Annotated in this window: 22 protein-coding genes and 2 pseudogenes; 17 read left to right on the top strand and 7 right to left on the bottom strand. The window is 63.7% G+C overall.

Translation table 11 applies throughout. From position 1 onward, the window contains the following. From PARN5_RS0106150 to PARN5_RS24525, 12 genes and pseudogenes are all read left to right on the top strand, one after another. Positions 1–1,143: an acyl-CoA dehydrogenase family protein gene (locus tag PARN5_RS0106150; RefSeq protein ID WP_017998899.1), complete on the top strand. Its 1,143-nt coding sequence runs from the start codon at positions 1–3 to the stop codon at positions 1,141–1,143. Positions 1,144–1,146: 3 nt separating this feature from the next. Next, complete coding sequence (locus PARN5_RS0106145; protein WP_017998898.1) at positions 1,147–2,259, top strand: PrpF domain-containing protein; 1,113 nt, start codon at positions 1,147–1,149, stop codon at positions 2,257–2,259. A gap of 89 nt (positions 2,260–2,348) precedes the next feature. Then, a complete protein-coding gene (locus PARN5_RS0106140; RefSeq protein WP_017998897.1) occupies positions 2,349–3,089 on the top strand; it encodes an FCD domain-containing protein in 741 nt (246 codons plus the stop codon). Positions 3,090–3,165: 76 nt separating this feature from the next. Then, complete coding sequence (locus PARN5_RS21700) at positions 3,166–4,020, top strand: MBL fold metallo-hydrolase (RefSeq protein ID WP_081614932.1); 855 nt, start codon at positions 3,166–3,168, stop codon at positions 4,018–4,020. 64 nt (positions 4,021–4,084) lie between these two features. Next, positions 4,085–5,749: an AMP-binding protein gene (locus PARN5_RS0106130; RefSeq protein WP_157403936.1), complete on the top strand. Its 1,665-nt coding sequence runs from the start codon at positions 4,085–4,087 to the stop codon at positions 5,747–5,749. Between the two features lie 162 nt (positions 5,750–5,911). Next, the gene (locus PARN5_RS0106125; protein WP_157403935.1) at positions 5,912–6,991 is read left to right on the top strand and encodes an extracellular solute-binding protein; all 1,080 of its coding nucleotides are present in this window, start codon (positions 5,912–5,914) and stop codon (positions 6,989–6,991) included. 87 nt (positions 6,992–7,078) lie between these two features. Continuing rightward, positions 7,079–8,176: an ABC transporter ATP-binding protein gene (locus PARN5_RS0106120; protein WP_017998893.1), complete on the top strand. Its 1,098-nt coding sequence runs from the start codon at positions 7,079–7,081 to the stop codon at positions 8,174–8,176. 18 nt (positions 8,177–8,194) lie between these two features. Further along, the gene (locus PARN5_RS0106115; protein WP_017998892.1) at positions 8,195–9,988 is read left to right on the top strand and encodes an iron ABC transporter permease; all 1,794 of its coding nucleotides are present in this window, start codon (positions 8,195–8,197) and stop codon (positions 9,986–9,988) included. Positions 9,989–10,143: 155 nt separating this feature from the next. After that, positions 10,144–11,325 (top strand): DcaP family trimeric outer membrane transporter, encoded by a 1,182-nt coding sequence (locus PARN5_RS0106110; protein ID WP_017998891.1) that lies wholly within the window; start codon positions 10,144–10,146, stop codon positions 11,323–11,325. 347 nt (positions 11,326–11,672) lie between these two features. Next, positions 11,673–12,548: pseudogene (locus PARN5_RS0106105) on the top strand (IS481 family transposase); the annotation flags it as partial. A 70-nt stretch (positions 12,549–12,618) separates the two neighbouring features. After that, positions 12,619–13,706 (top strand): IS3 family transposase gene (locus PARN5_RS0106095; protein ID WP_085999847.1). Its coding sequence is split into 2 segments (ribosomal slippage): positions 12,619–12,880 and positions 12,880–13,706, totalling 1,089 coding nucleotides; the frame shifts between segments, so codons are not numbered across the junction. A 25-nt stretch (positions 13,707–13,731) separates the two neighbouring features. Then, positions 13,732–13,833: pseudogene (locus PARN5_RS24525) on the top strand (IS481 family transposase); the annotation flags it as partial. Positions 13,834–14,097: 264 nt separating this feature from the next. On the opposite strand, the gene PARN5_RS25085 reads toward PARN5_RS24525, so the two are convergent. From PARN5_RS25085 to PARN5_RS21690, 4 genes are all read right to left on the bottom strand, one after another. Then, positions 14,098–15,795, bottom strand: a complete 1,698-nt coding sequence (locus PARN5_RS25085; protein ID WP_017998889.1) for a recombinase family protein — start codon at positions 15,793–15,795, stop codon at positions 14,098–14,100. Between the two features lie 885 nt (positions 15,796–16,680). Further along, positions 16,681–18,948 (bottom strand): AAA family ATPase, encoded by a 2,268-nt coding sequence (locus tag PARN5_RS0106085; RefSeq protein ID WP_232419310.1) that lies wholly within the window; start codon positions 18,946–18,948, stop codon positions 16,681–16,683. Between the two features lie 334 nt (positions 18,949–19,282). Then, positions 19,283–20,440, bottom strand: coding sequence for a hypothetical protein (locus tag PARN5_RS23325; RefSeq protein ID WP_017998887.1), 1,158 nt, complete (start codon positions 20,438–20,440; stop codon positions 19,283–19,285). Positions 20,441–20,598: 158 nt separating this feature from the next. Next, positions 20,599–21,135 carry a hypothetical protein gene (locus PARN5_RS21690; RefSeq protein ID WP_081614930.1) on the bottom strand — a complete coding sequence of 179 codons (537 nt, stop codon included), beginning with the start codon at positions 21,133–21,135 and terminating at the stop codon, positions 20,599–20,601. Positions 21,136–21,261: 126 nt separating this feature from the next. Between PARN5_RS21690 and PARN5_RS24095 the strand changes: the two genes are divergently transcribed. Next, a complete protein-coding gene (locus PARN5_RS24095) occupies positions 21,262–21,447 on the top strand; it encodes a hypothetical protein (RefSeq protein WP_157403934.1) in 186 nt (61 codons plus the stop codon). A 152-nt stretch (positions 21,448–21,599) separates the two neighbouring features. Here the strand turns inward: PARN5_RS24095 and PARN5_RS0106070 are convergent, their stop codons facing one another. Further along, on the bottom strand, positions 21,600–21,812 hold the full coding sequence (locus PARN5_RS0106070; protein WP_276269688.1) for a helix-turn-helix transcriptional regulator: 213 nt from the start codon (positions 21,810–21,812) through the stop codon (positions 21,600–21,602). A 208-nt stretch (positions 21,813–22,020) separates the two neighbouring features. On the opposite strand from PARN5_RS0106070, the gene PARN5_RS24520 reads away from it, so the two are divergent. Continuing rightward, complete coding sequence (locus PARN5_RS24520) at positions 22,021–22,599, top strand: hypothetical protein (RefSeq protein WP_017998884.1); 579 nt, start codon at positions 22,021–22,023, stop codon at positions 22,597–22,599. A 140-nt stretch (positions 22,600–22,739) separates the two neighbouring features. On the opposite strand, the gene PARN5_RS0106060 is transcribed toward PARN5_RS24520, so the two are convergent. Continuing rightward, positions 22,740–23,315: a hypothetical protein gene (locus PARN5_RS0106060; RefSeq protein WP_017998883.1), complete on the bottom strand. Its 576-nt coding sequence runs from the start codon at positions 23,313–23,315 to the stop codon at positions 22,740–22,742. 1 nt (position 23,316) lies between these two features. Next, positions 23,317–24,078 (bottom strand): hypothetical protein, encoded by a 762-nt coding sequence (locus PARN5_RS0106055; protein ID WP_157403933.1) that lies wholly within the window; start codon positions 24,076–24,078, stop codon positions 23,317–23,319. 124 nt (positions 24,079–24,202) lie between these two features. On the opposite strand from PARN5_RS0106055, the gene PARN5_RS0106050 reads away from it, so the two are divergent. The 3 genes from PARN5_RS0106050 to PARN5_RS0106040 are packed head-to-tail and all read left to right on the top strand — an operon-like array spanning position 24,203 to position 25,982. Then, the gene (locus PARN5_RS0106050) at positions 24,203–24,385 is read left to right on the top strand and encodes a hypothetical protein (protein ID WP_017998881.1); all 183 of its coding nucleotides are present in this window, start codon (positions 24,203–24,205) and stop codon (positions 24,383–24,385) included. A gap of 8 nt (positions 24,386–24,393) precedes the next feature. Further along, on the top strand, positions 24,394–24,525 hold the full coding sequence (locus PARN5_RS23320; RefSeq protein ID WP_017998880.1) for a TIGR00366 family protein: 132 nt from the start codon (positions 24,394–24,396) through the stop codon (positions 24,523–24,525). 44 nt (positions 24,526–24,569) lie between these two features. Then, a complete protein-coding gene (locus tag PARN5_RS0106040; RefSeq protein WP_017998879.1) occupies positions 24,570–25,982 on the top strand; it encodes a sodium:alanine symporter family protein in 1,413 nt (470 codons plus the stop codon). Positions 25,983–26,029: the final 47 nt, after the last annotated feature.

The raw sequence follows: 26,029 nt of genomic DNA, 5'->3' as shown, positions 1-26,029 counted from the left end.
ATGCTTTACAACGAAGAACACGAGGCCTTCCGCGACGCCATCCGCAAGATGGTGCAGAAGCACGTCGCGCCCATCGTCGCCGATCTCGAGGCGACCGACCGCTTTCCCGCCGAGCTTGTCCCGGTCTTCGGCGACATGGGCCTGCTGCAGCTTTGGCTGCCCGAGGAATATGGCGGCCCCGGCGGCAACCTGACGCTGGTCTGCATCGCCAAGGAAGAGATCGCCAAGGTCTCGCTGGCGGCCTCGACGCTTTGCGCGAACAATTCGATCTCCTTCATCCTGCCGATCCTGAACCACGGCACCGAGGAGCAGAAACGGAAATACCTGCCGCTGGCGGCGGAGGGTCGGCTGATCTCGGCCATCGCGATCACCGAGCCTCAGACCGGATCGGACGTGTCGTCGCTGCGCACCCGCGCGGTCCGGGACGGCGACGCCTGGGTCATCAACGGCCAGAAAAGCTGGATCACCTGGGGGGCGGATGCGCATTACGCCATGGTCTTTGCCCGGACCTCTGACGAGCCGGGCTCGAAGGGGATCAGCGCCTTCATCGTCGATACCACCACGCCGGGCTTCCGGGTCGGAAGCAAGGAGCACAAGATGGGCCGGCACGGCTCGCCCAGCCACGAGCTTCTGTTCGAGGACATGCGCGTGCCCGCCGACTGCCTGCTGGGCGAGGAGGGGCAGGGCTTCATCGCCTGCATGAAGACGCTGGACCTGAACCGCCCGACCATCGCGGCCGGCTCGCTTGGGCTGGCGCAGGGCGCGCTGGACGCGGCCGTGGCCTACAGCAAGGAGCGCCAGCAGTTCGGCAAGCCCGTGGCGCATTTCCAGGGCCTGCAATTCAAGCTGGCCGATATGGCGATCAAGGTCGAGGTGGCGCGCAACATGCTCTACAACTGCGCGGCCGAGATCGACTCGGGCGATCATTCGCGGCTCAACATGCTGTCCTCGATCACCAAATGCTTCGTCACCGACATGGCGATGGAGGTCACGACCGAGGCGGTCCAGGTCCTGGGCGCCTATGGCTATTCGACCGAGTTCCCGGTCGAACGCATGATGCGGGATGCGAAGGTCAACCAGATCATCGAGGGCACCAACGAGATCCATCGCATGATCATCGCCCGCCGTCTGCTGGCGGCCTGAGCCATGGCGCTGCGATCCCTTCCCGCGACCTATATGCGCGGTGGAACCAGCCGGGCGCTGTTCTTCGACCGCGCCGACCTGCCCTTGCTGCAGGGTGCCGATACCGCGCCCTGGGACCGGATCTTTTGCGCGGCGATGGGCAGCCCTGATCCTTGGCAGCGCCAGTTGGACGGGATGGGCGGCGGCATCACCTCGCTGTCCAAGGTGGCGGTGATCGGTCCGCCGACCCATCCTGAAGCCGATGTCGACTATACCTTCGCGCAGGTCGATGTGACAGCGCCGGTCGTGGGCTATCGCGGCAATTGCGGCAACATCTCCGCCGCCGTGGGGCCTTATGCGCTGCATCGCGGCTTGGTCCGGGCCGAGGGCGACCGGGCCTGTGTCACGATTCACAACACCAACACGCGCAAGCTGATCCGGGCAAGTTTTCCGGTCGAGGCCGGCCAGCTTGCAACGAAAGGCGATCTGGCCCTGGATGGGGTCGCGGGCAACGCGGCGCCGATCGAGCTGGCCTTTCCCGATCCCGGCGGCGCCGCGACGGGTCGGGTCTTTCCGACCGGCCAGCGCCAGCAGGAACTGGAGATCCCTGGCCATGGCGCGGTTCGGGCGACCATGATCGACGTCTGCAATCCGTTGCTGATCCTTGAAGCGCCGGATTTCGGATTGGTCGGGGATGAAAGCGCGGCTGGGCTTGCTTCGGATGCCGGCTTGCTTGCCAGGCTTTCCGAGGCGCGATGCCTTGCCGCAGCGACGATGGGGTTGGTCGAATCTGCCGAGGTTGCGCGCAAGGATCTGCGGAACCTGCCGCTGGTCGCCGTGATCTCGCGGACCGAGGAGGCAAATCTCCGCGTCCGCATGTTTTCGTCGGATCAGCCGCATAAAGCGTCGCCGCTGACAGGGGCGATGGGCCTCGCCGCAGCGGCGGCTATACCGGGAACCTTGGCGCATGAGATGGCCCAAGCCGCCATAGGAGCAGGAAGCTTTCGCATAGCGCATGTCTCGGGCGTGCTCGAAGTTGCGGCCAAGGGCGAGTTTGACGTCCCCGAGCCGCTTGTCACGGAAACCACCGTACTGCGAACCGCGCGGGTGCTGATGCAGGGCAGGGTCTTCTATTGAGCCTGCCCGCCCTTGCGCCACCTGCATTAATGGTTCATCTTTTGAAAAACCTGCTTATATGCAGGATGAGTTAAGACAGGGATTGCTGCATGTCTGACGCGAGCGACAAACCGTTAGCCACCTATGCGCCGGTTCATACGAAACGTGCCTTCGAGGAGGTCACCGATCAGATCCGGGGCCTGATTGCGCGGGGCGCCTTGCGCCCGGGGGATCGCCTGCCTTCCGAGCGAGAGCTTGCCGAGCAGTTCAGCCTGTCCCGCAATACGGTGCGCGAGGGCTTGCGGGCGCTGGAGATCGCCGGGATGCTGGAATTGCGCAAGGGGGCGACCGGTGGCGCTTTCGTGCGCGAGGGGCAGGGCGATGCCGTCATTTCCAGCTTCGCCGATCTGTTCATCTTGGGGAAAATCCAGCCTGCACATCTGACCGAAGCACGTCAGATCGTGGCCGTCGCGGTTACGCGGCTGGCTTGCCAGCGTGCAAGTGAAGAGGACCTGGACGAGTTGGAGGCGAATGTCGAAGCGAGCCGCCAAGCCGTCAGCAGGGGCGATTTTTCCGAGCGAACCCGCATCAACCTCGAGTTTCATCGTCTGCTTGCGAAATGCACCCAGAATCCGGTGCTCATCGTCATTTATGATGCGATGATCGAGATTCAGCGTCAGATGCTGGAAGTGCTGCCCGCCGCGCCGAACAGCGCGGTCATGCCTTCGCGTGAGCGGCTGCTGGGTTATCTGCGCGCCCGGGATGAAGATCGGGCGGCCCATGAAATGGAAAGCAATCTGCGGCTGCTGCAGCAGCACTATCTGACTGAACAGGCCAAAGGTTCCGCCTGAAGATGTGACAAGCGGGGCTTTGACTTCCCGGTAATAGTGCTGCAATGGTTGAACCTTAGAAGATTCTGAGGTGACCATGGCTTTTCTTGTCGAGCCCAACCCCCCGCGTCAAATCCCGTTGCCGGTCATCCCGGGGGTTTGCCGTATCGTGGCGCCGAATCCCGGTCCGATGACCTATCACGGTACCAATACCTACCTGATAGACATGCCGGATGGGGCGGTAGTGCTGGATCCCGGTCCAGCAGATGCGTCGCATCTGCGCGCCGTGGCAAAGGCCGCCAATGGGCGCGCCATGGCCATTCTGCTGTCGCATGGACATGCCGATCATTGCGCCGGGGCGTCGATGCTTGCCGACATGCTCGGCGCTCCCATTCTGGGGCATGAAAGCTTCACCTCCCGCGTTGCCTCGATCACCGGACGGTTGCGGCATGGCGACCGGATCGGAGAGTTGATCTGTCTGCACACACCGGGTCATGCAATGGACCATCTGTGTTTCGCCCTTCCCGGCGGCATCGTGTTCACCGGCGATCATGTGATGTCATGGTCAAGCAGCGTGGTGCCTTTCCCTTCCGGGGATATGCGCGCCTATCTTGCCAATCTGGCAATGCTGCGGGATCGGCGGGACCGTTTGCTTCTGCCCGGGCACGGGCCCGCGGTGCGGTCCCCTTCGGCTTTCATCGATCAACTGATCGACCGCAGGTTGAAGCGTGAAGGGGCGATCATGACGGCGCTGGGATCGACGAGCAGCACGCCGGAAGAGCTTGTCCACCGTCTTTACGAGGGGCGCGCTTCCCCGGTCTGGCGGGCGGCGGTGCATAATGTCCGCTCGCATCTTGAAAAGCTGCAAGCGGATGGGCGCGTGGTCAGCGTGGAGGACGGCCGTTGGCAGGCGGTGACAAACTCCGACCGGCACGAAATTTATTGCCTATAGGTTCAACCATTGATACATTGATTGCCGAGTGATTGAAGCGGGGGACAGGATGGATACTTACCTGATGCAGAAACCTGGCCGCGGCCGCTGGGGTGACAAGTTCCTGCGCGCCGAGCGGAAATGGCAAGGTTGGCAGATGCAGGACCATGTCGGGCCGGATCGGCCGTTCCCGCTTGTCCTGGAGGGCAAGGCGCGGCGGCAGGCCCATCGGACGGCGCTGCGCTTCGGCGATACGGTGCTCAGCTATGAGCAACTTCACCAGGGCATCAACCGCTTCGCCAATGGCTTCCTTTCCCTGGGCCTGCGTCCGGGAGAGCGGGTCGCGCTGATGCTGCCCAACTGTCCCGAGGCGCTGTTCTCGTGGTGGGGGGTGAACCGGATCGGCGGGGTGGACGTGCCGATCAACATATCGCTGCGCGGCGAGGGCCTTGCCTATCAGATCGCGCAGGCGCATTGCGTTGCCGTGGTGGTCGAGGAAATGCTGCTCGAACGGCTGCTGCCGCTTCTGGAGGACCTTCCGTCGCTGCGGCATGTCATCGTGATGGGGCCGGGGCGGCTTCCATCACTGCCTGTCGGATCTGCGATCTCGCTGCACGATCTCGTCTCGCTGTCCGAGGCGACTCCATCCCTCCGGCCGGATTATCGCGACCTTGCCAGCATCATCTATACCTCGGGCACCACCGGGCGGTCCAAGGGCGTGATGATCGGCCATAATTACTGGTACGAGATCTCTTCCGAGGCGGTGCGCTATGCCCGCTATACCGAGGACGACGTTCTCTATGGCGGCCTGCCGCTGTTCCATGTCAGCGCCCGGGGCACCACCGTGGGGCCGGCGTTGCTGGCCGATGCCAGCGCGGTGATCGCCGAACGCTTCTCGGCCAGCCGGATGTTGGACGACTGCCGCCGCTGGGAATGCAGTGTCGCGAAATATATCGGTGGCATCATGCCCATCCTGATGAAGCAGCCCTGTCGCGACGACGACTGGGACAATCCGCTGCGCCTTGTCGTCGGCGCCGCGGCGCCGGTCGATCTGTTCGACGCTTTCGAAACCCGGTTCAACACCCGAATCCTGGAAGGCTATGGCCAGACCGAGGCGACGCTTTGCCTGGTGAACCCGATCGACGCGCGGCGGCCCGGGTCCTGCGGCAAGCCGATCACCGGCTGGGACGTGATGATCGCGGATGACGGCGACAACGAATGCCCGCCGGGCGTGGTGGGCGAGATCGTCGCGCGCCCGCAGCGTCCATTCCTTGGCACGATGGGCTATGACGGCATGCCGGAGGCCACGCTTGCCATGATGCGGAACTATTGGCTGCATACCGGTGACCTGGGATACAAGGATGCCGACGGCTATTTCTTCTTCGTGGACCGGAAATCCCAGGCGCTGCGGCGGCGGGGCGAGAACATCTCGTCCTTCGAGGTCGAGGCGGTTCTGGACCAGCATCCGGCGGTGCTTGAATCCTGCGTGGTCGGCGTGCCCTCCGAACTGGGCGAGGAAGAGGTGAAAGCGGTGGTGATCCTGCGCAAGGGGCATGCGCTCGACCCGGCGGAGCTGATCGACTGGTGCCGCACGCGTCTCGCCTATTTCGCGATCCCGCGTTATGTCGCCCTGCGCCACGCCTTGCCCAAGACCCCCAGCATGCGAGTCGAAAAGCACCGGCTGAAAGCCGAAGGGGTCACCGCCGATTGCTGGGACCGCGAAAAGGCCGGCATTGTCCTGGAACGATGATCGGTGCCCCGGCCGTATTGGCACCGGCGAGCGCTGACGCCGGCCGCTCTTTTGTGCAGAAGAAGCCGAGTTTCCTTTCTTCCTTGGGCACAAGAAACTTGACTTGGCAGGCATAGGTTATATGGTTGAACCAATGATATGCCTGATAGGGAGGAGACAGGCATGAGAACGGGAATCCGTATTCTGGCTTCGATGGCGATCACGGTATTGCTGTCGGCCGCAACAACCTTGCAAGCGCAGGAGATGCCCGACCCCGCCGACGAGGCGGCGCTTTACGAGATGGCAAAGTCCGAAGGCAGTCTGGTGTGGTATTCGGGCGGGGCGCTCGACACCACCAAGGCCATGGCAACGGCCTTTCAGAAGAAATACCCCGGCATCCAAGTCGAGGTCATGCGCCTGCCCGGCGCCTCGCAATACCAGCGCTTCATGGAGGAGGTTGTCGCAGGTCACGACATCGCGGACATCCTCTGGCTCAGCGACCATCCCAGCATGGTGGCGCTGGTGGATGATGGGATGGTCGCCGAATGGAAGATCCCGACCCACGACCGCTTCGATCCCCGCTATCTGATGGGCGAGTCGGCCTATGCGTTCAATCGCGTGGACTCGGTCATCATCTACAACGAAAACCTGGTGACCGAGGAAGAGGCGGAGTTGCTGCGGGCGGACTGGCGCAATGTCCTCGATCCGCGCTTCACCTCGCGCTTTGCGGTGACTTCGGCCAAATGCGGGGCCTGCTACGCGCCGATCAGCCTGTTTCTCGATCCGGCCCAGGCCAAGACCTATCCCGAGGATTTCCTGGAACAGGTCGGTGCGCAGAAACCGGCGGTCTATGGCGATTTCATCGCCATGGTCGACCGCGTCGTCGCGGGCGAGAAGGATTTCGCCTATTGGAGCTTCGAGTCCATCGCCGCCACCCGGCGCGCGCAGGGGGCACCGGTGCGCTGGGTCTATCCGCAGCCGACGCCGGCTTTCCCCAGCACCTGGATGGCGATTTCGGCCACGGCGCCGCATCCGGCCGCGGCCCGGCTTTTCCTGAACTGGATGGGCAGCGAGGACGGCGCCCTGTCCCTTCAGCGCGACTATTACAGCAAACCCACCCTGCAAGGCGTCGAGGATAGCCGCAGCTTCGTCAGCGAGGACTGGTATCAGCCGCCGGCCGAGCTTTACGAGGTCGATTTCGAGCATTGGCCCGAGCGCTACGAGACCGACATGGCCCGCTGGGTCAAGGCGATCCAGCAATAGGCCACGCGATCCATCCCGACACCGCGCCTCGCGCCGCCGGGATGGGCCGTTCCTCTTTCAACCTGACCAATCAAACGGGATGCGCTCATGTCTGGCATCAGCTTGCAGTCGGTTCACAAGTATTATGGCGCCTTTCACGCGGTGAAGGGCATCGACCTCGAGATCGAGGACGGCGAATTCGTCGTGCTGCTGGGCCCGAGCGGCTGCGGCAAGACCACCACCCTGCGCTGTGTCGCCGGACTTGAGGGCGTTTCGCAGGGCCGAATCGACCTGGGAATGAAGACCGTCTCGACCGCCGAACTGTCGATCCCGCCCGAGAAGCGCGACATCGGCATGGTGTTTCAGTCCTATGCGATCTGGCCGCACATGACCGTGGCCGAGAACGTGGCCTTCGGCCTGCGCCTGAAGAAGCTTCCCGCGCAGGACATCGCCCGGCGCGTGACCACCGCGCTGCGCCGCGTGGGACTGGAGCATCTGGCCGGGCGTGGGGCGAGCCAGCTTTCTGGTGGGCAGCAGCAGCGCGTTGCGCTGGCGCGCGCCATCGTGCTCGAACCGAAGGTGCTGCTGTTCGACGAACCGCTCAGCAATCTGGACGCCAAGCTGCGCGAGCGGATGCGGTTCGAGCTGCGCCAATTGCTGCAGGGGCTGGGCATCACCTCGCTTTACGTCACCCACGACCAGCAAGAGGCGATGGTGGTCGCCGACCGCATCGTGCTGATGAACGAAGGCCGGATCGAGCAGATCGGCTCGCCCCACGACATTTATTACCGGCCCTCGACGCTTTTCGGTGCCGAGTTCGTCGGCCTTGCCAACCGGCTGCGCGGGCGACTGGTTGCCAGCGGCAGCCACAGCCGCGCCCGCCTGGCGAACGGAGAGGAGATTGCCGCCGGTCCGACAACCCTTCCGGTTGGGGCTGAGGTCGAGTTGATCGTCCGCCCGGAACTGGTCGAGCTTTCGACGAACAATCCGGGCGGCGAGCATGTGTTCCGCGGCAAGGTCGAGACCAGCTATTTCCTCGGCAATATCGCCGATCTCTATTTCAACGTGCTGGGCCAGCAGATGCGCGGACAGCTCAGCCCGCCGAACCGCTGGGAAAGCGGACAGGAGATCTGGGTCCGCATCGACCCGGCCCATGTCCTCGTCTTCCCGGTCCCCGCGGCGGCCTCGGCCGTCCGGGCCGCCTGATCCGAAGGAGCAGCAAACATGGCAATCTCCGCGATCCAGGGCAGGGAAAGCGCGGCGGGCGACCTGCGCCTGTCGCAACAGAAGGAACATCGCCGCGCCGCCAGGATGCAGCGCTGGTTCGGGCCCGAACGCATCCTGTGGATCATCCTGATGATCGTCGTCCTGGCCATCTCGATCGCGCCGCTGGTCTTCGCGGTGGATGCCTCGTTCTACGAGGAAACCAAGGTCGGCCTGAGCGACAAGCGCAGCCTGGACGCGGTTATCAACGTCTATTTCTCGCGCGAATACCTCGGGTATCTGGCGAACGCGCTGGCGCTCTCGGCTGTGGTGACGGGGCTTTCGCTTGTGGTCGGCGTATTCATGGCGCTGCTGGTGGCGCGGACGGACCTGCCGCGCAAGGGGCTGATGGAGCTTCTCGTCATCATGCCGCTGTTCGTGTCGCCGTTCACAGGCCTGATCGCCTGGATCGCGCTCGGCTCGGAGCGGACCGGCTTCATCAATGTCGCCTGGGTCCGGTTCTGGCAGGTCTTCGGCGTCGATGCCGGGCCGCTGGTGAACATCTGGAGCTTTGGCGGCGTTGTCTGGGTGATGTTCCTGTTCTTCTGCCCCTTCGTCTATCTGTTCACCATCGGGGCCATGCGCAACATGGACGCCTCGCTGGAGGAAGCCGCCCGCGCCAGCGGCGCCGGTCCGGTCTATACGCTGACGCGGATCACCATACCCATGTCCACGCCGGCGATCTTCTCGGCGGGGCTGCTGGTCTTCATCCTTGCGGCCGAGCTTTACACCATCCCCGGCATCATCGGTACCAACGCCGGCTTCACGACCCTGCCCTGGAAGATCTACGAGGATTCCACGGCCTTTCCGGTTCACCGTGCCCATGCCGCTGCCGCCGGCACCATGATCCTGTGGATCGCGCTGATCGGCCTTTTGCTGCAACGGCGCATCACCCGGCGCAGCGAACGCTATGTCACCATGGGCGGCAAGGGGTTCAAGGGCCAGCTTCTGCCGCTGGGCGGGTTGAAATGGCCGGCATTCGCGATCTTGGCGTTCTATGTGCTGTCGGCCGACATCCTGCCGCTCGTCTCGATCGTGCTGTCCTCGTTCATGCGCTTCAGCTCGGCGACGATCAGCCTGGATCTGCTGACCCTGGATCACTACCGGACGATCTGGAACCTGCCCGATGTGCGCTCGGCCACCCTCAATACCTTCGTCCTTGCGGTACTCAGCGGAGCGGCCTGCGTGGTGATCGGCTTTCTCATCAGCTTTCTCGAGGTCCGCCACGCTGGCCGGGGCGCAAGGCTTCTGGCGACGCTGGCGGTGCTGCCGGCGGCGGTGCCGGGGATGGTCTACGGGATCGGCCTGCTCTGGCTCTATCTGCGCACGCCGCTCTATGGCTCGATCTGGATCCTGCTTCTGGCGATGATCGCGAAGTTCCTGCCCTATGGCGTGCTGGTCAGCCGCTCGGGGATCATGCAGGTTCACCCCGAGCTTGAGCAGAGCGCCCGCATGTCCGGTGCCTCGCCCCTGCGCGCGGTCCGCGCCATCCTGATGCCGATGGTCAAGCCGACGATGATCGCCCTGCTGTTCTTCGTCATGCTGCAATCCATCAAGGAGCTGTCGGCCTCGGCGCTGCTCTATGGACGCAACAGCCAGACGCTGTCGGTGCTGACCTGGCACTACATGGACGGCGGCGAATATCAGTTCGCCTCGGCGGTCGGGGTGGTGCAGACGGTCCTGATGATCGGCCTCGTCCTGCTGACGCGCGCGGCCTTCAAGGTTCGCCTCGAGCGGGTGATGGCCTCGGACTAAGGCCAGTTGGATGCCCGCCGGTCGCCGGCATCCCGCACAAAACTCAACGACATGACGAACCCGGGGTGCGGGCATCCCGGTGGTCCTGCGCGGCTCCGGGCCAGGGGAGTCGCATGCGCAAACGCACTGGCATCACACCAAGAGGGAGGATCAAGATGACGACCAAATGGACGAAAGGACGAAAGACCGGCCTGCTGGCCGCGGCGCTACTGGGCTGCGGCGCGACCGGTGCCGTGGCACAGGATCTGGCCGCGCTCGAGGCGCGGATCGCCACGCTCGAGGCCGAAAAGGCCGCTGCACCGGTGACGGCGGGGCCGGGGGTGAAGCTGTCCTTCTATGGCTTTACCAAGCTCGACCTGGTCGGGGACAACAACTATGACCTTGGTTATACGACCGGCGGCATGGCCAGCGTCGGGGAAAGCTCGGTCCAGGACGGCGGCAGCGGGGCGACGGCGTTCGAAAGCCGGCTGGGCGTCAAGGGCAGCATCGACACCGAGATCGGCGAGCTGAAGTTCAACATCGAGGGCGATTTCTACGGCGCGGCCAGCGGCAGCGGCAATTTCCGCCTGCGCCATGCCTATGGCGAGGTCGGGCCGTTGCTGGCCGGCCAGACTTGGACGAACTGGATGCCCTTCGAGGGCACGCCCGGCGCGATCCAGGACTTCAACGGTGCGGCGGGCGGCACCAACTACCGGGCGCCGCAGCTGCGCTATACCTTCCGGCCGAATGAGCAATGGCGCCTGTCGCTGGCCATCGAAGAGGATTATGCCCCCGGCGCGCAGTCGAACCTGGCGCTGACGGCTTTCGGCGGCTATGCCTCGCCGCGGGTAAAGGCGGGCCTGGGCGTGATCGCGCGCAATCTCGAAACCAATGCCGGTGAGACCGTGCGAGGTCTCGGCTATGCGCTGGGCGCGGATGTCGAGGCCTGGCAGGGCGGCAAGCTGCAGCTGCAATATGTCGGCGGCAAGGGGATTGCGACGGCGATGAACAATGCCGGCGCGGCGACGATCGACATCGCCACCGGCGGGAAATACGCCTATGACATCGACGCCGATGGCGATGCGATCAAGGTTCACGGGCTCAAGGCCGGCATCACCCAGAAGCTGGGCGAGAAGAGCGACATCTCCGTGGCCTACGGGATGCAGCGCTTCGACGACTATGCCGGTGCGGCGGACAGCGGGACGAAACAGATCAGTTCCGCCTACCTGACCTACCGCTACTTCGCGACTAAGCAGCTGATGCTGGCGGCCGAGGTGAGCTATCTCGAGCGCGAGCAGTTCGACGGCACGAGCTTCGACAATACCCGCCTGCAGGGAGTGGTGAAGTTTACCTTCTGAAGCGAAGCGGGGCCGTCCGAAAGGACGGCCCCTGTGAGAATTTGGCTTTGGTGATGTTCTACGAGCAACCTGTTCTTGCTGACGGAGAAAGATTGAGCACGGTCGACATTGCGAAACAGTGTCCAATGCGCGCCCTGCAGCAAGAAATATCTGTATTCTACAGACGCCCAATCTTCATCCGGGAGGCTTTCTGCATTTGCGCTTCAACCGCCCCAGAATCATATCGGAAGCAACTTGTGCGGAAACCAGGACGTGAAATCGGCGAGGTCATATTGCCGTGAGGCCACTAGGTGTTTGATCCCACGGTTTGATGGTGCGATCCTTTCTTTGGAATGGAAGGATGCCCTATGGGACAAGTTCGTCACGGAAGCGCCACGACCACGCACGCTGTCCGAGCAGCAATACAGCGATCGCAGGCTTCGCTCGCGCAGCTGAGCCGGGAGTTGGGCATCAACCCCAAGACCGTTGCGAAGTGGCGCAAGCGCGCGACGGTCGAAGACTTGAAGACCGGGCCGACAGAGCCTCGTTCGACGGTTCTGTCAGAGGCCGAAGAGGCGGCGATCGTGGCGTTCAGACGGCATACACTTCTGCCCTTGGACGATTGCCTTTACGCCCTGCAGCCTTCGATACCCCACCTGACGCGATCTGCGCTGCATCGGTGCCTGCAACGGCATGGCATCTCGCGCTTGCCTGATATGGAAGGTGACAAGCCGAAGCGGTCGAAGTTCAAACGCTACCCGATCGGCTTCTTTCACATCGACATCGCCGAGGTGCAAACAGCTGAAGGCAAACTATATTTGTTCGTCGGCATCGACCGGACGAGCAAGTTCGCCGTGACCCAACTCGTCGACAAGGCCGACAGGAAGACAGCCTGGGAGTTCCTTCAGCATATGCTCGAAGCCGTGCCCTACTCGGTCCATACCATTCTCACGGACAACGGGATCCAGTTCGCAGAGCAGCCGCGAAACAGGAACACGATCACCTCCCGGCCGATGCGCTTCGACATGATCTGCGAGGCCAATGGTATCGAGCACCGTCTGACAAAGCCCAACCACCCTTGGACCAACGGCCAGGTCGAACGGATGAACAGGACAATCAAGGATGCCACCGTCAAACGCTTCCATTACGAAACCCACGACCAGCTGCGAACGCACCTCGCAGACTTCATGGCAGCCTACAACTTCGCTCGAAGGCTCAAGACCCTCGGCGGTCTCACGCCCTACGGTAATCCTCCCTGTGGTTAAGGGGATGCGAAGGTAGAATTTTCTCGGCAAGATGGACGAGGAGATTCCGATGAAGAAGAGCCGTTTCACCGAAGCCCAGATTATGGGCGTGCTGCGTCAGGCCGAGGGCGGGCTGGCCGTTCCCGAGCTGTGCCGCGAGCATGGGATCAGCAGCGCGACGTTTTACAAGTGGCGGGCCAAGTATGGCGGCATGGATGCGTCCATGATGAGCCAGATGAAGGCACTTGAGGACGAGAACCGGCGGCTGAAGCGCATGTTCGCCGATCTCAGCATGCAGGCTGATCTGCTTCGAGAGGCTCTTGGAAAAAAGTGACGCGGCCAGCTCAGCGCCGGGAGTTGGCCGAGAAGGCGGTGGCGATGAAGGGGGTCAGCATTGCGCTGGCTTGTCGTGCGTTCGGCGTCAGCGAGACCTGTTTCCGCTACAGCCCGAAGCGCGACGACGAGAACGAGATGATCGCCGACCTGCTGGTGGGGCTGACCAACGTCCACAAGACGTGGGGCTTCGGCCTGTGTTTCCTGCACCTGCGGAACGTGAAGGGGCATGTCTGGAACCACAAGCGGGTCCACCGGATCTACTGCGAGCTGGAACTGAACCTGCGCATCAAGCCGCGGCGACGTCTCAAGCGCGAGAAGCCCGAGGAACTGGCGGTACCGGATGCCCCGAACCTGGTCTGGTCGATGGATTTCATGGCCGACCGCCTGGCCGACGGGCGGCAATTCCGGCTTCTGAACGTGCTGGACGACTTCAACCGCGAAGGCCTTGGCATCGAGGTCGACTTCTCGCTGCCTGCCGAGCGGGTCGTCCGGTCCCTGAACCAGATCATCGAATGGCGCGGCAAGCCTCTGGCGATCAGGGTGGACAACGGCCCCGAATATGTCAGTTCCACGCTGACGATCTGGGCTGAGAAGCAGGGCATCGCCCTGAGCTACATCCAGCCCGGAAAGCCGCAACAGAACGCCTACGTCGAGCGCTACAACCGAACGGTCCGGCACGAATGGCTGGACCTCTACATCTTTGAAACCATCGAGGAGGTGCAGCAGATCGCTACCGAATGGCTATGGACCTACAACAACGAACGCCCCAACATGGGCATTGGCGGCGTCACACCCGCCATGAAGCTAAAAATGGCCGCGTGAGTTCTACGATCGAGCCCCGTTAAAACGGGGAGGATTACCCTACGAATACATCTGCAAGATCTGGACATCAGAGCCAGACAGATTCATCCTGAACCCGATCCACCAAATGCCGGGACTGAACACCTAGCATACCCAAAAGCACCGCTTTTTCTCGTGGATAATTGGGATTTTTTTTGCACTGGCAATGGACGTTCAACTAACTACGTCAAGAGCATGTTGGCCACTGGCTTCTGTTGGCACGGGGTGAGCGATTGAAAGCACCTTAAAGCGTTTTGACGCTATGAAGCTTGGTCAACGTCGACGTTCACGTAGCCAATCTCGCAGCGAACTCGAGATGACCGGTTTCAGGAGCCGCCCGCTCCACCCCGCAGACCCCCAGTGCCGGTCAGCATCAAACGGCACATCGAAGTTCCGGTAGGCTACGGCGGTTGCGTGCCCCCGCAACCAGAAATCCTGCACTTTCCATAACCTCCTGTTCGCAGGAGGTTTTTTGCTGTCCGGACAGCCGATCCGCATTCAGGCTCAGCGCCAAGATCCCCGCTAGATCGCCGTGCAGCACCAGTTCGAGGCGCATCCGCCTGCCCTTGGTCGGCACCGGCGTCGCCACGATCTTCTCGATCAGGCCCCGGATCGCCTCGCGAGCCTCGCCCTCGGCCTCCGGTTCCGTCAGCCCGGCGATCAGCGCCCGGATCCGCTCCTGCCAGTTCTCCGCCATCCTGGGGTGGATCCGGGTCAGTGCCGCCGGGGCCGGGGCGGTGGCCAGGTCCCGTTCCAGGTGCTTCTGGCGGGTCTCCAGCTGTTCCAGCTTGGCCTTGATGCGTTCGGGCGGCAGGCCGGAGAGGAGCGCGTTCACCAGCACGTCCTGGTCCCTGATGATCTTGGCCAGCTCCTTCTCCTTGACCGCCCGGTCATCGACATGTCTGGCGGCCAGGCGATTGCGCTCGGCGATGTATTCGGCGGCGAAGACCTTCACCAGTTCCGGGTCCATCAGCCGCTCGGAGAGGATGGTGAGGATCCGGTCCTCCAGATCCTGACGGGTGATGCCGGTGCGGTTCGTGCAGACCGATTTGCCCTTGTTGCGCGAGTTCGAGCGGCCGAAACGGTCCTTGCCCACGGTCGAGAAACCGCCGCCGCAGCAGCCGCATTTGACCAGGCCGGTGAGCAGGAAGCGCGGCTTGCGGCGTTCCCAGGCTTCCTTGTCGGTCTGTTCGATCTTGCGACCCTCCTGGCGGGTCTTCACCCGGTCCCAGAGGGACTGGTCGATGATCCGCAGTTCCGGGACCTCGGTGACGATCCATTCGGATTCCGGGTTCGGACGGGCCTGGCGCTTGCCGGTGGCGGGGTCCTTCACGAAGCTCTGCCGGTTCCAGACCAGGCGGCCGACATAGATCTCGTTGTTGAGCACGCCGGTGCCGCGCTTGGGATTGCCGTGGATGGTGGATTTGTCCCAGGCCCGGCCGCGCGGGCCGGGGATGCCTTCGCGGTTCAATTGATCGGCGATGCGGTTCGGCGACATCCCTTCGGCATAGGCGGTGAAGATCCGCCGCACGATGGCGGCTTCGTCCTCATTGATCTGTCGGTCGCCGCGCCTGATCTCGCCGTCCTCGCCCATATGGCGCAGGACGGTGTAGCCATAGGCGTTACCGCCGCCGGATTTGCCGGCCTCCACGCGGCCGCGCAGGCCCCGGCGGGTCTTGGCCGCGAGGTCCTTCAGGAACAGCGCGTTCATCGTGCCTTTCAGCCCGATATGCATCTCGTCGATGCGGCCCTCGGCCAGGGTCTCGATGGCCACGCCGGCGAAGGTCAGGTTCTGGTAGAGGCTGGCGATATCGGCCTGGTTGCGCGACAGCCGGTCGAGGGCTTCGGAGATCACGACGTCGAAGCGCCGCTCGCGGGCATCCTGCTGCAGGCGCTGGATGCCGGGACGCATCAGCGAGGCGCCGGAGGTGGCGGCGTCCTCGTAGCTGCCGACGATCTGCCAACCTTCGCGGGCGGCGCGTTCGCGGCAGAGCCGGATCTGGTCCTCGATAGAGGCGGCGTTTTGCAGGTCGGAGGAATAGCGGGCGTAGATGACGGCGCGCAGGGTCATGGGCGGATCTCCGTGCGGAGTGGAAGGTCAATCGTCAGGGGGCGCCGCGCTCAGTGGCGTGATCGGCGCGGGCAGCATCGCGGGCCAGCGCCCGGACGAGGGCAAGCAGCTGGTCGTGATGCTGCGCGGCTTGCCGATTCCCGGCAAGGGCTTTGTCGGCCGGAGGCGCCGACGGGACAGTCGTCGCCTTTGCGGCATCCTCCCTGTCGGCAATATCTCTCCGGTCTCGTGCCATGGGCCGAGTTGCTCCCTGCGCCGTGGGACATGGCCCGCCGGCGTTCGCTGATGATGATCCTGTGCGGGAACGGCCCCGCTGCTGCTCAGATGATCATAGGGCATGGAGAGGTTCTCTAAGTTGAAACCACGGTTCTCGGGTTGCATGAATGTGGATAACCGGCTGAAAATACGGAAATCTCACGCGCCAGAGGGGTGGGCGAGAGACGACTGCGGCTCATGGGGGCACGCGATGCCTGCATCCTGATTGCCGGGGGGCGATCGGCGGGCGCAACGAAACCTCGGGCGCGAATTATCCGGATTTTAGGGCGCGTTGGCGGGATAGCGATGCCCGGCAGCGCACCCTGCCAAAGGACAGCACTTCAGGCGCCGCTGTCGTTCTCGCTCCTGCTGCGGCCTTGCCGAAACGACGGATGTGTTACTCGGGTCTTTTGATTTTTGGTTCCTGGTCTTTACGTTCCTTCTTTTTTATCCCGTGGGAATGGAATGGGCGGGCGGTGCCCGCCGCAGGGAGCGCCGTTTTTGGTTTTGGATTTTTGATTGGCGGCTCTGCCGCTCTCTTTTGTTTTTTGTTTTGGTCTCTTTCTTCGCGGGGGTGCGATTCGACAGGGTGACGCGCGATCGCGTGAGGCGGGCGCCACCCGTCTGTCTCTATTGCGGTTGCTGCGCAGGGCGCGCGTCATGGTCTTCATCCGCTGCCGCATTGCGCACCCGGGCGAGCCAGTCCTGGGCCTCGGTGCGGTCCATGTCGCGCGAGGCCATCAGCGTCTCGGCCATCTCCTCGAGCAGGGAACGATGGGTGCTGAGGATCTGCGCGGCGCGCTTCTCGGCAGCCTCCAGCTCGCGGCGGACACGAAACAGCACGTCGGGGTCCAGCGCGATCAAGGTATCGGGATCTGCGGTCCAGACCGGGCCCTGGGCGCCAAGCCCGTAGCGTGTCTGGATCGACGTGGCGATCATCGTCGCCCGGGCTAGATCGGAGTCGGCGCTGCCGCCCGCGCCGGCCGAGACATCGCCCAGGATCAGACGCTCGGCCGCGCGTCCGGCCAGCATCTGCACCAGGCGGTCCTGCAGATCACTGAGCAAGCCATGTTTGGCATCCGCATCGAACACCGTGCCGCCGTCGCCATCGCGGCCCAGGAAAATGCGGCGCACCGGGCCGAGGCGGAGGGCCGCGCAGGCGATGGCGTGGCCGCATTCATGCAGGGCGACGCGGCGGTCGATGGCGGGGTCGTGGTCGAGGACGAAGACCTGGCGCAGGTCGTCGAGGGTCATCGCCCGTTTTTGCCCCCGTGCCGTCGCCCGCGTCTGCCGGATGGCCGCGTCGACATCTGCCGCCGAGCAGCCGACGGCGCGCGCCGCGAGATCGCGCAGATCGGCCTCGCGCCAGTCGGGCAGGCAGTGCCGGAAGACGCCGAAGAGGCCCTCGACATCGGGCAGGGGCAGGGCGACCTTCATATCAAACCGGCCCGCGCGCAGCACCGCCGGATCGATCATTTCCGGATGGTTGCAGGTGCCGATCACGATGACGCCTTCTTCCTTGGCGATGCTGTCCATCTCGGCCAGGAACGCGTTGATCACCTGCGTGCGGTAGGAGCGGTTGTGCTGATCGCGATCGTCGCGCGAGCCGGCGGCATCGATCTCGTCGATGATCAGCACGGTCGGGGCTTTGGACCGCGCCTCGGCGAAGGTCCGGCGCATCTCGCGCAGCATGTCGCCGAGATGGCCTGCGGCCTGCCACTGGCCGAAGGTTCCGGTGACGACCGAGAAGCCTGCGGAATTGCCCATGGCGCGGGCGATCCAGCTCTTGCCGGTGCCGGGTGGCCCGTAAAGCAGTAGCGTGCGGGTCAGATCCTGCCAGCCGACCTCGCCGGTCTTCCATGCGCGCAGGTCGCGCACGATCTGCCGCGCCGCGCGCAGTGCCGGACTGTCGCCGTGGATGTCCTCGAGCCAGGGGCCGTCAGCCGCAGCGCGTGGCGCCTTGACCGTGAGGGCGGCAATCCGCTCGGCGACCGCCTTCGCGGTCGGCACCCGCATCGCGAGACCAAGGGCCAGCGGCTCCAGTTCGGACAGCGCGGCATCGTCCGGCAGGGCGGCGCGCACCGCGGCCTCGTCGATTCGGCCGGTGGCGCTGTGCGTGGCGCGGAGCGCGGTGATCAGGATCTCAGCCGACAGAGGCGCAAATGCCCGTCGCTCGACAGGCGGGTGGCGCAGCACCGGCGGTGCTGTCGCCACATCCGGCAGCAGGATCAGGATCGGAACCCGCATGTCGATCGCCGTGGCGAGTTCCGCCGCAAACCCGCGTCCGGCGTGCTCGGAGATCTTGCCGTTCATGAGCTCCGGACCCAGCACCAGCAGATACGGCTTGTCGCGAGGCAGCCGGCCCATGGACATGGCCAGTGACCAGCCGGTCGGCAATGCATGCGGCAGCAGCTTCTTGAGCGCATCGACCAGGTTGCCCGGGATGCCTTCGATCACGGTGATGGCGCCCGGCACCAGCATCGCATCACGGCCCTCGAGGCTGCCAATACTGGCGGCAAGGCGCAGCAGCGGGATCAGCTTGCTGGCCGGCAGAAGGATGCGGGGCTGCGACGCGCCATTGGCGACGGTGGCGGCAGGATCGCCTCCGGCTTCCGCGATTGCCTCGTATTCCTCCGGGGAGACGTTCTGCGCGGCGGGGCTGGTGTTCAGGGCATCAAGCGCGGCGGATCCCGGAGGCGACATGGCGGCCTCCAGCAAGTCGGGCAGATCCATGTCTTCCGGGTCGAGCGCGGGATCCCAGGACGGGGTCAGCCTCTCGGCCAGATCGTCCCGCAGGCGGCGGATGGCATGACGGGCCAGGGAAACCCAGGAAGCGGGATTACGGCTTCCGGAATTGGGGTCAGGATTGCGGGGATTGGTTGCGTTTGTCTGGGTCATGGCGGGATTCCGGGTATGAGAGAGGCGGGCCATCCGGCATTCCGGATGGCGGCGGGGCAGCTGGCAGAGCGGGCTGCGATCCCGAGGCGCGGGATGTGGTGGCGGTGTGGGTCCGGGGTGTGCGGGGATCCGGAAGCTTTCGAGGTTCGGGGGTGTCGAAGCCGTTCGGATCCGGAATCCGGGATGCGAGCGGCAGGCAACCCTGGTATTCCTTCGGCGCGGCATGGCTTCCGGATCGCGGTGAGACGCGCAGGCGCTCGCCCGGCCGCAGGGGTCGTCCGGATCGGCGAAATGGTCTCGTTATGTGATCCAGAACGCCCCGTCCCGGCCTCCGTCACCCGGTCAGGCCCCAATGACGGTCCAGGATCGGGAGGCGATCCCGCCACGCGGCGAAACGATCCTGCAGCATGGCTTCCGGATTCCGGGTCACAGCCTCGATGGGCGTGCGGACCACCGGATGAGAGTGCGGTGTTTCCGGATTGTTGCCCCCTGCGATCTGACCCTGCTCGGACAGGTCATTCGGAGTCCGGATGCACGCGCCAGTTGCAACTTCCCTCTCGATCCGGTCGAGGGTGTCGTGGAGAATGGCGAGGGCTTGCGGACGATAGATCTCGGACACGACATTCATCAGATCCGCGTATTCTGGCTGCGGAGCCACGGCTTCCGGATGATCGCGCCTGAGGCGCGCATGGGCGGCCTTTTCCCTCGCGCAGGCATCATGGCCGGTCGGCATGGTCACGACCCGGAGCACCTCGACATCGACGTCTTTGGGAAGCCCCAACTGGTGTTTGTGACGCTTTACGGGATGCGACGAATACCCCAGCTTCAGATAGTGCCTCCTGGTTCCCGGGTGACGGATGTCGAGCAGGTAGATGTAGGACGGTTTGGCCGTCCAGCTTTGCCCGCAGCCGGCGCAGTCGCACTGGCCCCATTGCAGATTGGCGCGGGCGATGCGTTGCGCATGGCCGCAATGGTGGCGATAGAGTCGGTAGTTCGGATTGCCCTGCGGATCGCGCCCGAGACGCGTCCAGCCGAAACGGGTGGCCTCGGCCGCTTCGCGATGGATGAGACACGTCTCGCATCGTGCGGCGACTTCGCCGGATGCGACACGTTCAACGAAGCTGAACTGGCGCCGGGCCACGTGGCCGCAAGGCAGGCGATAATGGCCGTAATGCCGATGCGCGCTATCCCGTCCGAGCCAGGTCAGGCCGGCGGCAAGGGCGGTCGCCCGCCAGCGGGTCTCGATGCAATGCGGGCACAGGGGCTGCGCGGTCATGACCACGGAGTGGCGCGAAACATGGATGCCGGCGCAGGTATGGCAGCGCAGGGCAACGCGGAAACGGTCACGAACGCGGGCGATCAGGTCGAAGCCCTTGGCGCGGGCTGACTCGGTCCAATGGGCATGCAGTTCGCCAGGATGGATGACGAGGGGCAGGTCAGTGGCGAAGAGCGGGGCGCGGGTGTCGTGCGAGGAACAGGTGGTCTTGGACATAGGAAGTCCTCCCGAAAACAGGATGGAGAAGATGAAGCCAGACCTCGGGCGCACGCAGGACGTGCGACCAGGAGCCGGTGGCGGAAGAAATGGGACAGGTGCGCGGCTATGGCTGCCCATCTGTGATGGGCGCCCAAGTCGTCAGATATGTGGGGCGATCAGGCTGCGGGCGCCAGCTTGAGATTGGACGCGTCCGGTTCGATAGCGAGATAGTCCGCTTCGATCATCCCCGTGAAATCGGACAGGGTCGTGAGGGTGCGCAAATGCTGCTGGAAGGCCGCAACCATCAGGTCGACGCGCCGTGCAACGGGGCCATCACCGGCACAGCGGAAGACATGGGGAAAACGGCCGGGCAGGGCGAGAATATCGCGGACTTGCTGCGGGCTGTCGCTCTCGATCAGCATCTGTGCCAGGTCGGCATGGCGCCGGAGCGGCAGATCCTCGCGGCGGCAGGTCGGCGCAACGCGCAGCGCGCTGATCCCGTCCAGCACCCGCACCCGGGCCCGCTCGGCATCGCGGATCCATGCATCGCAGGCCGGATCCCAGCTGTCGCAATGCTCAAGGTCACGCTCAGCCTCGATATAATCCGCGAGGTCGCGCATCACCGCCGCAAACTGATGCGTGACGGGCGTATGCGTGAACGCGCTGCTGGCTTCCGGAAAGGCAGGTGCCGTGATAGGCGTGTGAATAGCCATGAGTGATCTCCCTAAAGATCGTTGTGGTCAGAGCTTTGGTGAGGGGCCCTAATCCCTTGCCAAGGCTCGCTCAATATGACTATATGACGCTGAATAGTCAAGTAGTGAAATTGAGAAAGATTCGAAATGGCGAAAATGGGTCGGCCACCTGCGGATACCGAACCGGTGACCATACGTATGGACCGGGAAATGCTGCGCGCGATCGATGATTATCGAAGAGAACAAGCCGATTTGCCATCGCGTCCTGAAGTGGTGCGGCGCGTGATGGCGGATTGGCTGGCGCGGCGTGCTGCTGAAGGGCCGGAAACGTAAGAATCGAGCTTCGGAAGCGGCACACCCTCAACCTCAGAGCAGGTGGGGCAACCGTATCTTCGATATCGGATTACCAAGGCTCGAAGCGGGTCCTCAATTTCATCGCCAGGGCATGCTTTGTAGCCCTGTCCGAGCTGACAGCAGAACTTGGATCAGGCCTCTTCCGGCGGCCTGACCAGTTCGACATGGCTCACACCCAAGGCCTGTGCGAGTTCGTAAAGCGTGATCACGGTCGGGTTGCGATGCCCACGTTCGAGGCCGCTGATGTATTGCTGGCTGAAGCCGGAACGCTCTTCGACCTGCTCCTGCGTCAAGCCCTGCTCCTGGCGCAGGCGTGCAAAGTTCCGACCGACGAGGCGACGCATATCCATGCGGCTGGCATTGCAGTTCAGGGCTTTCTTTTTTACGCACTATAATATGTAATACGCAGGAATCTGATGGGCCTGCAGTGATCGAGGCTCGGGAGGGACGAATGCCACCATGCTCAGAATCGCTGTGCATGTTCGATCCTCCCGCTTCGCTGCGCCAACCGTCGAAGAGTTTCCGATTGAAATACGCATCGCTGGAGAACACATGGCTGCCAAACTGAAGACCGCCCGTCTGGATCAGGGCTTCGAGATCGAACCGCAGGACGATGGGTCAACCAAACTGACGGTGCGGGGCTCGGGCCTCGGCGTCGCTCTGCTCTTGGCGGTGTTCGTCTGGTTGCTTCTGATGTCGATGGGAATCTGGTCATTGATCATGCCGATGATCAACCCGCAGACGGAAGCCTGGCTCCTGCCGGTCATTCTCCTGCCCGTCGCGATTACGGCGGGCTGGCAGATGTTCCGGCGGCGGCCCTTCGTGCTGACGATCAGTGATGAGGGTATCCGGAAGGGATCGACGCTCTATCCGATCAGCCAGATCAGCGAGGTCTTCGTCGACAATGCGCGCGAGGGCGACACCGTCGCTTCGGGCGTGGTCGTCGGCGGTGCAGTTGCGATGGCCACGCAATCCGCAACGATGAGTGCAAACCGTTGGTGGCGGCGGCGTCTCGCGGCTGTGTCCTATCGGGTCAACCTCCGCCATGGACGCAAGGTGGTTCGCCTTGCTTCGGCGCTTGATGAGGACAAGGCGACGGCCTTGTTCAACTATCTGACGCACCCGCGGTAACGAAACAACATGATTGCCGGGCGTGACATCAGCGCCCGGCCCAGCCTACGCCCGAACTTTCTGACGCGCTTCGGCAATTGTCGTGATAGCAGATTCATAAAAAAGGCTGCCCCACCACTGATGTGGGGCAGCTTTCTTCTTCACTTCATGTCGATCAGTGCCGACCTCACGCCGTCCGGCGGATTGCCCAGCAGGGTCGGTCGCTGTTTCTTGCCATGCAGATACAGATAGACGGTGCTGTTGTCTGCCGACACCGCCATGGTGATCGCCTGATCCGAACAGGCATATTGACGGCAGGTCGTGTAGAGGCGCCACGGTTGGCCGGCAATCGTCCGGACGCGTCCGGGGCCTTCAACGCCGCCCTTCGTGATGACGAAGTCGACCCATTTGTCCTGGCCCGCGATCAGCAGGTCGATCCGGGGCCGGATGGCAGCAGAGTTTGCTACCGCGTGGAACCGCCCAATCTCCTGCGCGGCGTTCTGGCGATCTCGGCAATAATACGGGTTCTCCTCCGCAGGAAAGCACACGCCCGCTGCAGCGAGCTGCCTTGCCAAACCCTCGGCCTCGTCACATGCCGGGCCTTTGAGGCCGGTATTGACGCATTCATGGCGCAGGGCGGCAAAGCGGCTCATCAGCGCCTTATGCTCGGGCCGCAATTCCGCGAAGGAGGGGGATGCGGTCAGAGCCAGCGCAATGACAAGATGACGAAGCTGCATGTCAAAGATCCGCTGCCTGACCGGCCGTCAATTCTGCCGTATATTCCGGGTGAAGGCCGGTGGTGAAGCCGGCGCTGGCGCTGTTGGCGCCAATCGTGCCGATGATGGCGGCAGTGTCGTTGCCGGCGATCAGGCGCCCGTCGACAACGGCTTCCTCGTTGCGAATGAAGTATCCCTCGCCGTCACGATATTGGGCAGTCAGATCATCGGCGCTCAGCCTGCCGCCGGAGGCCTTTGCAGCCCCCATGAATTGCACATTGCTGTTCGTGCCGCCGATGATGGAATCGATCCAGGCCTCGCCCGAGGCGGCATCCAGAGTGATTGCCATCCGGCCGGTGCCGCTTTGCGTGCCGATCCCGGCGTTCGGGGTCCAGACGGCGTCGACCTCGCCTGTATAGACGCCGGTCGGTGCGGTGCCGGTCGGTGCGGCGTTGTCCACCAGGGCAAAGACCGTCTCGCCCGAACCGTCGGTATAGGTCACCCGTGCGTCGCCATAGCCGGGCACGGCATCGACATAGGCAGAGTGGCGCACCCCATCGACGGTCAGCGTGCGGCGGGTGCGCATCACGCCGTTCTCGAATTCCGCGGTCCTGCCACCATCCCTCGTCCAGGCCACCAGCGTCGCGGCATCGGTCGCGACCGGCGCGCCTGCGACCGGACTGGGGGCGGGAGTGGACGCGCCACCGCCTTGAGATCCACCGCCGCCACAGGCGGTCAGCAGGACGAGCGGTGCAAGAGTCAGAAGTTTAGGGGAAAAAATCATGGGGTGCCTTTGGGTCGGTCGAGATAATCGCAGTCTGTGTCCCCGATTCACGCGCAGGCATCAAGCAAAAATACATAGTAAAGTATGTTAATCTGACTTGGCGTGAGGTAGGGCAACACCCGCCATGATCACCAAGGACCCCATGCCCCGCATCGCTCCCCTGCTGCTTGCCGCCCTGATCCAGATCGCTTCCGCGCAGGTTGTGGTTGCCGAAATCCATTTTGCGGACATGGTGCGGGCCATTCAGTTGGGCGGGACCGAGCGCATGATGGTTGAGCACCTCCCCGAAAATCGGACAGTGACGTAAGCTCTAATATGGTGCAACCGTTCTGGGCCTTGCCCATTCTGGGAATCGCCGGGCTGAAGGCCCGCGACATCATGGGGTTCTGCACTTTGCACCTGGTGCTTTCGGGCATCGTCATCTCGATCGGCCTGACCTTCGTCTAGGGCCTCGCCGCCCTGTTTTTCCATGAGCTGAAAGGAAAGCCTGCATGAATGCCGTGATTGATTTCCTGAACCTGATCTTCTGGAACTATGTGCTGATCTACGGGCTTCTGGCGGTGGGGGTCTACTTCACCCTGCGGCTTGGCTTTCTGCAATTCCGCCACTTTCCCGAGCTGTTCCGATGCGTCATCGGTTCGGGCGAGACCGACAAGAGCGGCATCACGCCCTTGCAGGCGCTGACTGTCAGCCTGGCCTCGCGCGTGGGGACGGGCAATATCGCCGGGGTGGCGGTCGCGATCTATCTGGGTGGACCCGGCGCGGTGTTCTGGATGTGGATGGTGGCGCTGGTGGGCATGGCCACCGCCTATTCGGAAAGCGCGCTGGCACAGCTCTACAAGGTGCATGGCGAGGGCGGCATGTATCGCGGCGGCCCGGCCTATTATATCTCGCGCGGGCTGGGTTTGCCCTGGCTGGGCGCCATCTTTGCCGTCGCGCTGATCATCGCCTTCGGCCTGGTCTTCAACTCGGTGCAATCCAACTCCATCGCCGAGGCGGTGAATGGCGCCTTCGGTGTGCCGAAATGGGCGGTCGGCCTGGCGACGGCGGGGCTGACGGCGGCGATCATTTTCGGCGGCATCCCGCAGATCGCCCGCGTGGCCGAGATCGTGGTGCCCTTCATGGCAGGTATCTACCTGCTGGCTGCGATCATCGTCATCGTGATGAACCTTGCCGCAGTGCCCGGCGCACTGTGGCAGATCGTCGGCGGGGCCTTCGGCCTGACCGAGGCGACGGGCGGCCTGGTGGGCTCGATCGCGGCGGCCGCGATGAACGGCATCAAGCGCGGCCTGTTCTCGAACGAGGCGGGCATGGGTTCGGCCCCGAACATCGCGGCGGTGGCGACCCCTGATCCACATCACCCCTCGAGCCAGGGTTTCGTGCAGGCGCTTGGCGTCTTCATCGACACCATCCTGGTCTGCTCGGCCACGGCGGTGATGATCATCCTGTCGGGCGTCATGGAGCCGGGTAGCGGCGTCACCGGCACCGTGCTGACCCAGAATGCACTGGTCCATCACTTCGGCGCCGCCGGAGGCGTGTTCGTGGCGGTGGCCATCTTCTTCTTTGCCTTCACGTCGATCATCGGCAATTACGCCTATGCCGAGAACGCCTTTTCCTATCTGGGGTTCGGCAGCAAGACGGGGCTGACTGTGCTGCGTGTCGCGGCTGTCCTGATGGTGGTCTGGGGCGCAATTCAGAGCGTGGCGACCGTCTTCAACCTGGCAGATGCTTCGATGGGGCTGATGGCCACCATCAACCTGATCGCCATCGTGGCGCTGTCGGGAACGGTTGCCAAGCTGACGCGGGACTATCTGGCGCAAAGAAAGGCCGGAAAGATGCCGACTTTCCACCTGTCGCAGCATGCCGACATCGGCCGGGGTGTCGACCCCGAGATATGGCGCTGACTACCGCAAGCGCGACGGTCAGATTCCGGCTGCGCCGTCGGTGAACA

Origin of the sequence: Paracoccus sp. N5, assembly GCF_000371965.1 — a bacterium.
Classification (GTDB): Bacteria; Pseudomonadota; Alphaproteobacteria; order Rhodobacterales; family Rhodobacteraceae; genus Paracoccus.
Note: the sequence above shows the minus strand (reverse complement) of the source record. Positions and strands in the feature narration are given on the sequence as shown.

Coding starts and splice junctions, on each gene's coding strand:
- PARN5_RS23325 (WP_017998887.1), bottom strand. CDS start 20,440: ATGTCCAAGACCACCTGTTCCTCGCACGACACCCGCGCCCCGCTCTTC.
- PARN5_RS0106120 (WP_017998893.1), top strand. CDS start 7,079: ATGTCTGGCATCAGCTTGCAGTCGGTTCACAAGTATTATGGCGCCTTT.
- PARN5_RS0106055 (WP_157403933.1), bottom strand. CDS start 24,078: ATGATTTTTTCCCCTAAACTTCTGACTCTTGCACCGCTCGTCCTGCTG.
- PARN5_RS0106085 (WP_232419310.1), bottom strand. CDS start 18,948: ATGACCCAGACAAACGCAACCAATCCCCGCAATCCTGACCCCAATTCC.
- PARN5_RS0106040 (WP_017998879.1), top strand. CDS start 24,570: ATGAATGCCGTGATTGATTTCCTGAACCTGATCTTCTGGAACTATGTG.
- PARN5_RS0106070 (WP_276269688.1), bottom strand. CDS start 21,812: ATGCGTCGCCTCGTCGGTCGGAACTTTGCACGCCTGCGCCAGGAGCAG.
- PARN5_RS0106115 (WP_017998892.1), top strand. CDS start 8,195: ATGGCAATCTCCGCGATCCAGGGCAGGGAAAGCGCGGCGGGCGACCTG.
- PARN5_RS24520 (WP_017998884.1), top strand. CDS start 22,021: ATGGCTGCCAAACTGAAGACCGCCCGTCTGGATCAGGGCTTCGAGATC.
- PARN5_RS0106145 (WP_017998898.1), top strand. CDS start 1,147: ATGGCGCTGCGATCCCTTCCCGCGACCTATATGCGCGGTGGAACCAGC.
- PARN5_RS25085 (WP_017998889.1), bottom strand. CDS start 15,795: ATGACCCTGCGCGCCGTCATCTACGCCCGCTATTCCTCCGACCTGCAA.
- PARN5_RS0106060 (WP_017998883.1), bottom strand. CDS start 23,315: ATGCAGCTTCGTCATCTTGTCATTGCGCTGGCTCTGACCGCATCCCCC.
- PARN5_RS0106150 (WP_017998899.1), top strand. CDS start 1: ATGCTTTACAACGAAGAACACGAGGCCTTCCGCGACGCCATCCGCAAG.
- PARN5_RS21690 (WP_081614930.1), bottom strand. CDS start 21,135: ATGGCTATTCACACGCCTATCACGGCACCTGCCTTTCCGGAAGCCAGC.
- PARN5_RS0106140 (WP_017998897.1), top strand. CDS start 2,349: ATGTCTGACGCGAGCGACAAACCGTTAGCCACCTATGCGCCGGTTCAT.
- PARN5_RS0106130 (WP_157403936.1), top strand. CDS start 4,085: ATGCAGAAACCTGGCCGCGGCCGCTGGGGTGACAAGTTCCTGCGCGCC.
- PARN5_RS0106125 (WP_157403935.1), top strand. CDS start 5,912: ATGAGAACGGGAATCCGTATTCTGGCTTCGATGGCGATCACGGTATTG.
- PARN5_RS0106110 (WP_017998891.1), top strand. CDS start 10,144: ATGACGACCAAATGGACGAAAGGACGAAAGACCGGCCTGCTGGCCGCG.
- PARN5_RS0106050 (WP_017998881.1), top strand. CDS start 24,203: ATGATCACCAAGGACCCCATGCCCCGCATCGCTCCCCTGCTGCTTGCC.
- PARN5_RS23320 (WP_017998880.1), top strand. CDS start 24,394: ATGGTGCAACCGTTCTGGGCCTTGCCCATTCTGGGAATCGCCGGGCTG.
- PARN5_RS24095 (WP_157403934.1), top strand. CDS start 21,262: ATGGCGAAAATGGGTCGGCCACCTGCGGATACCGAACCGGTGACCATA.
- PARN5_RS21700 (WP_081614932.1), top strand. CDS start 3,166: ATGGCTTTTCTTGTCGAGCCCAACCCCCCGCGTCAAATCCCGTTGCCG.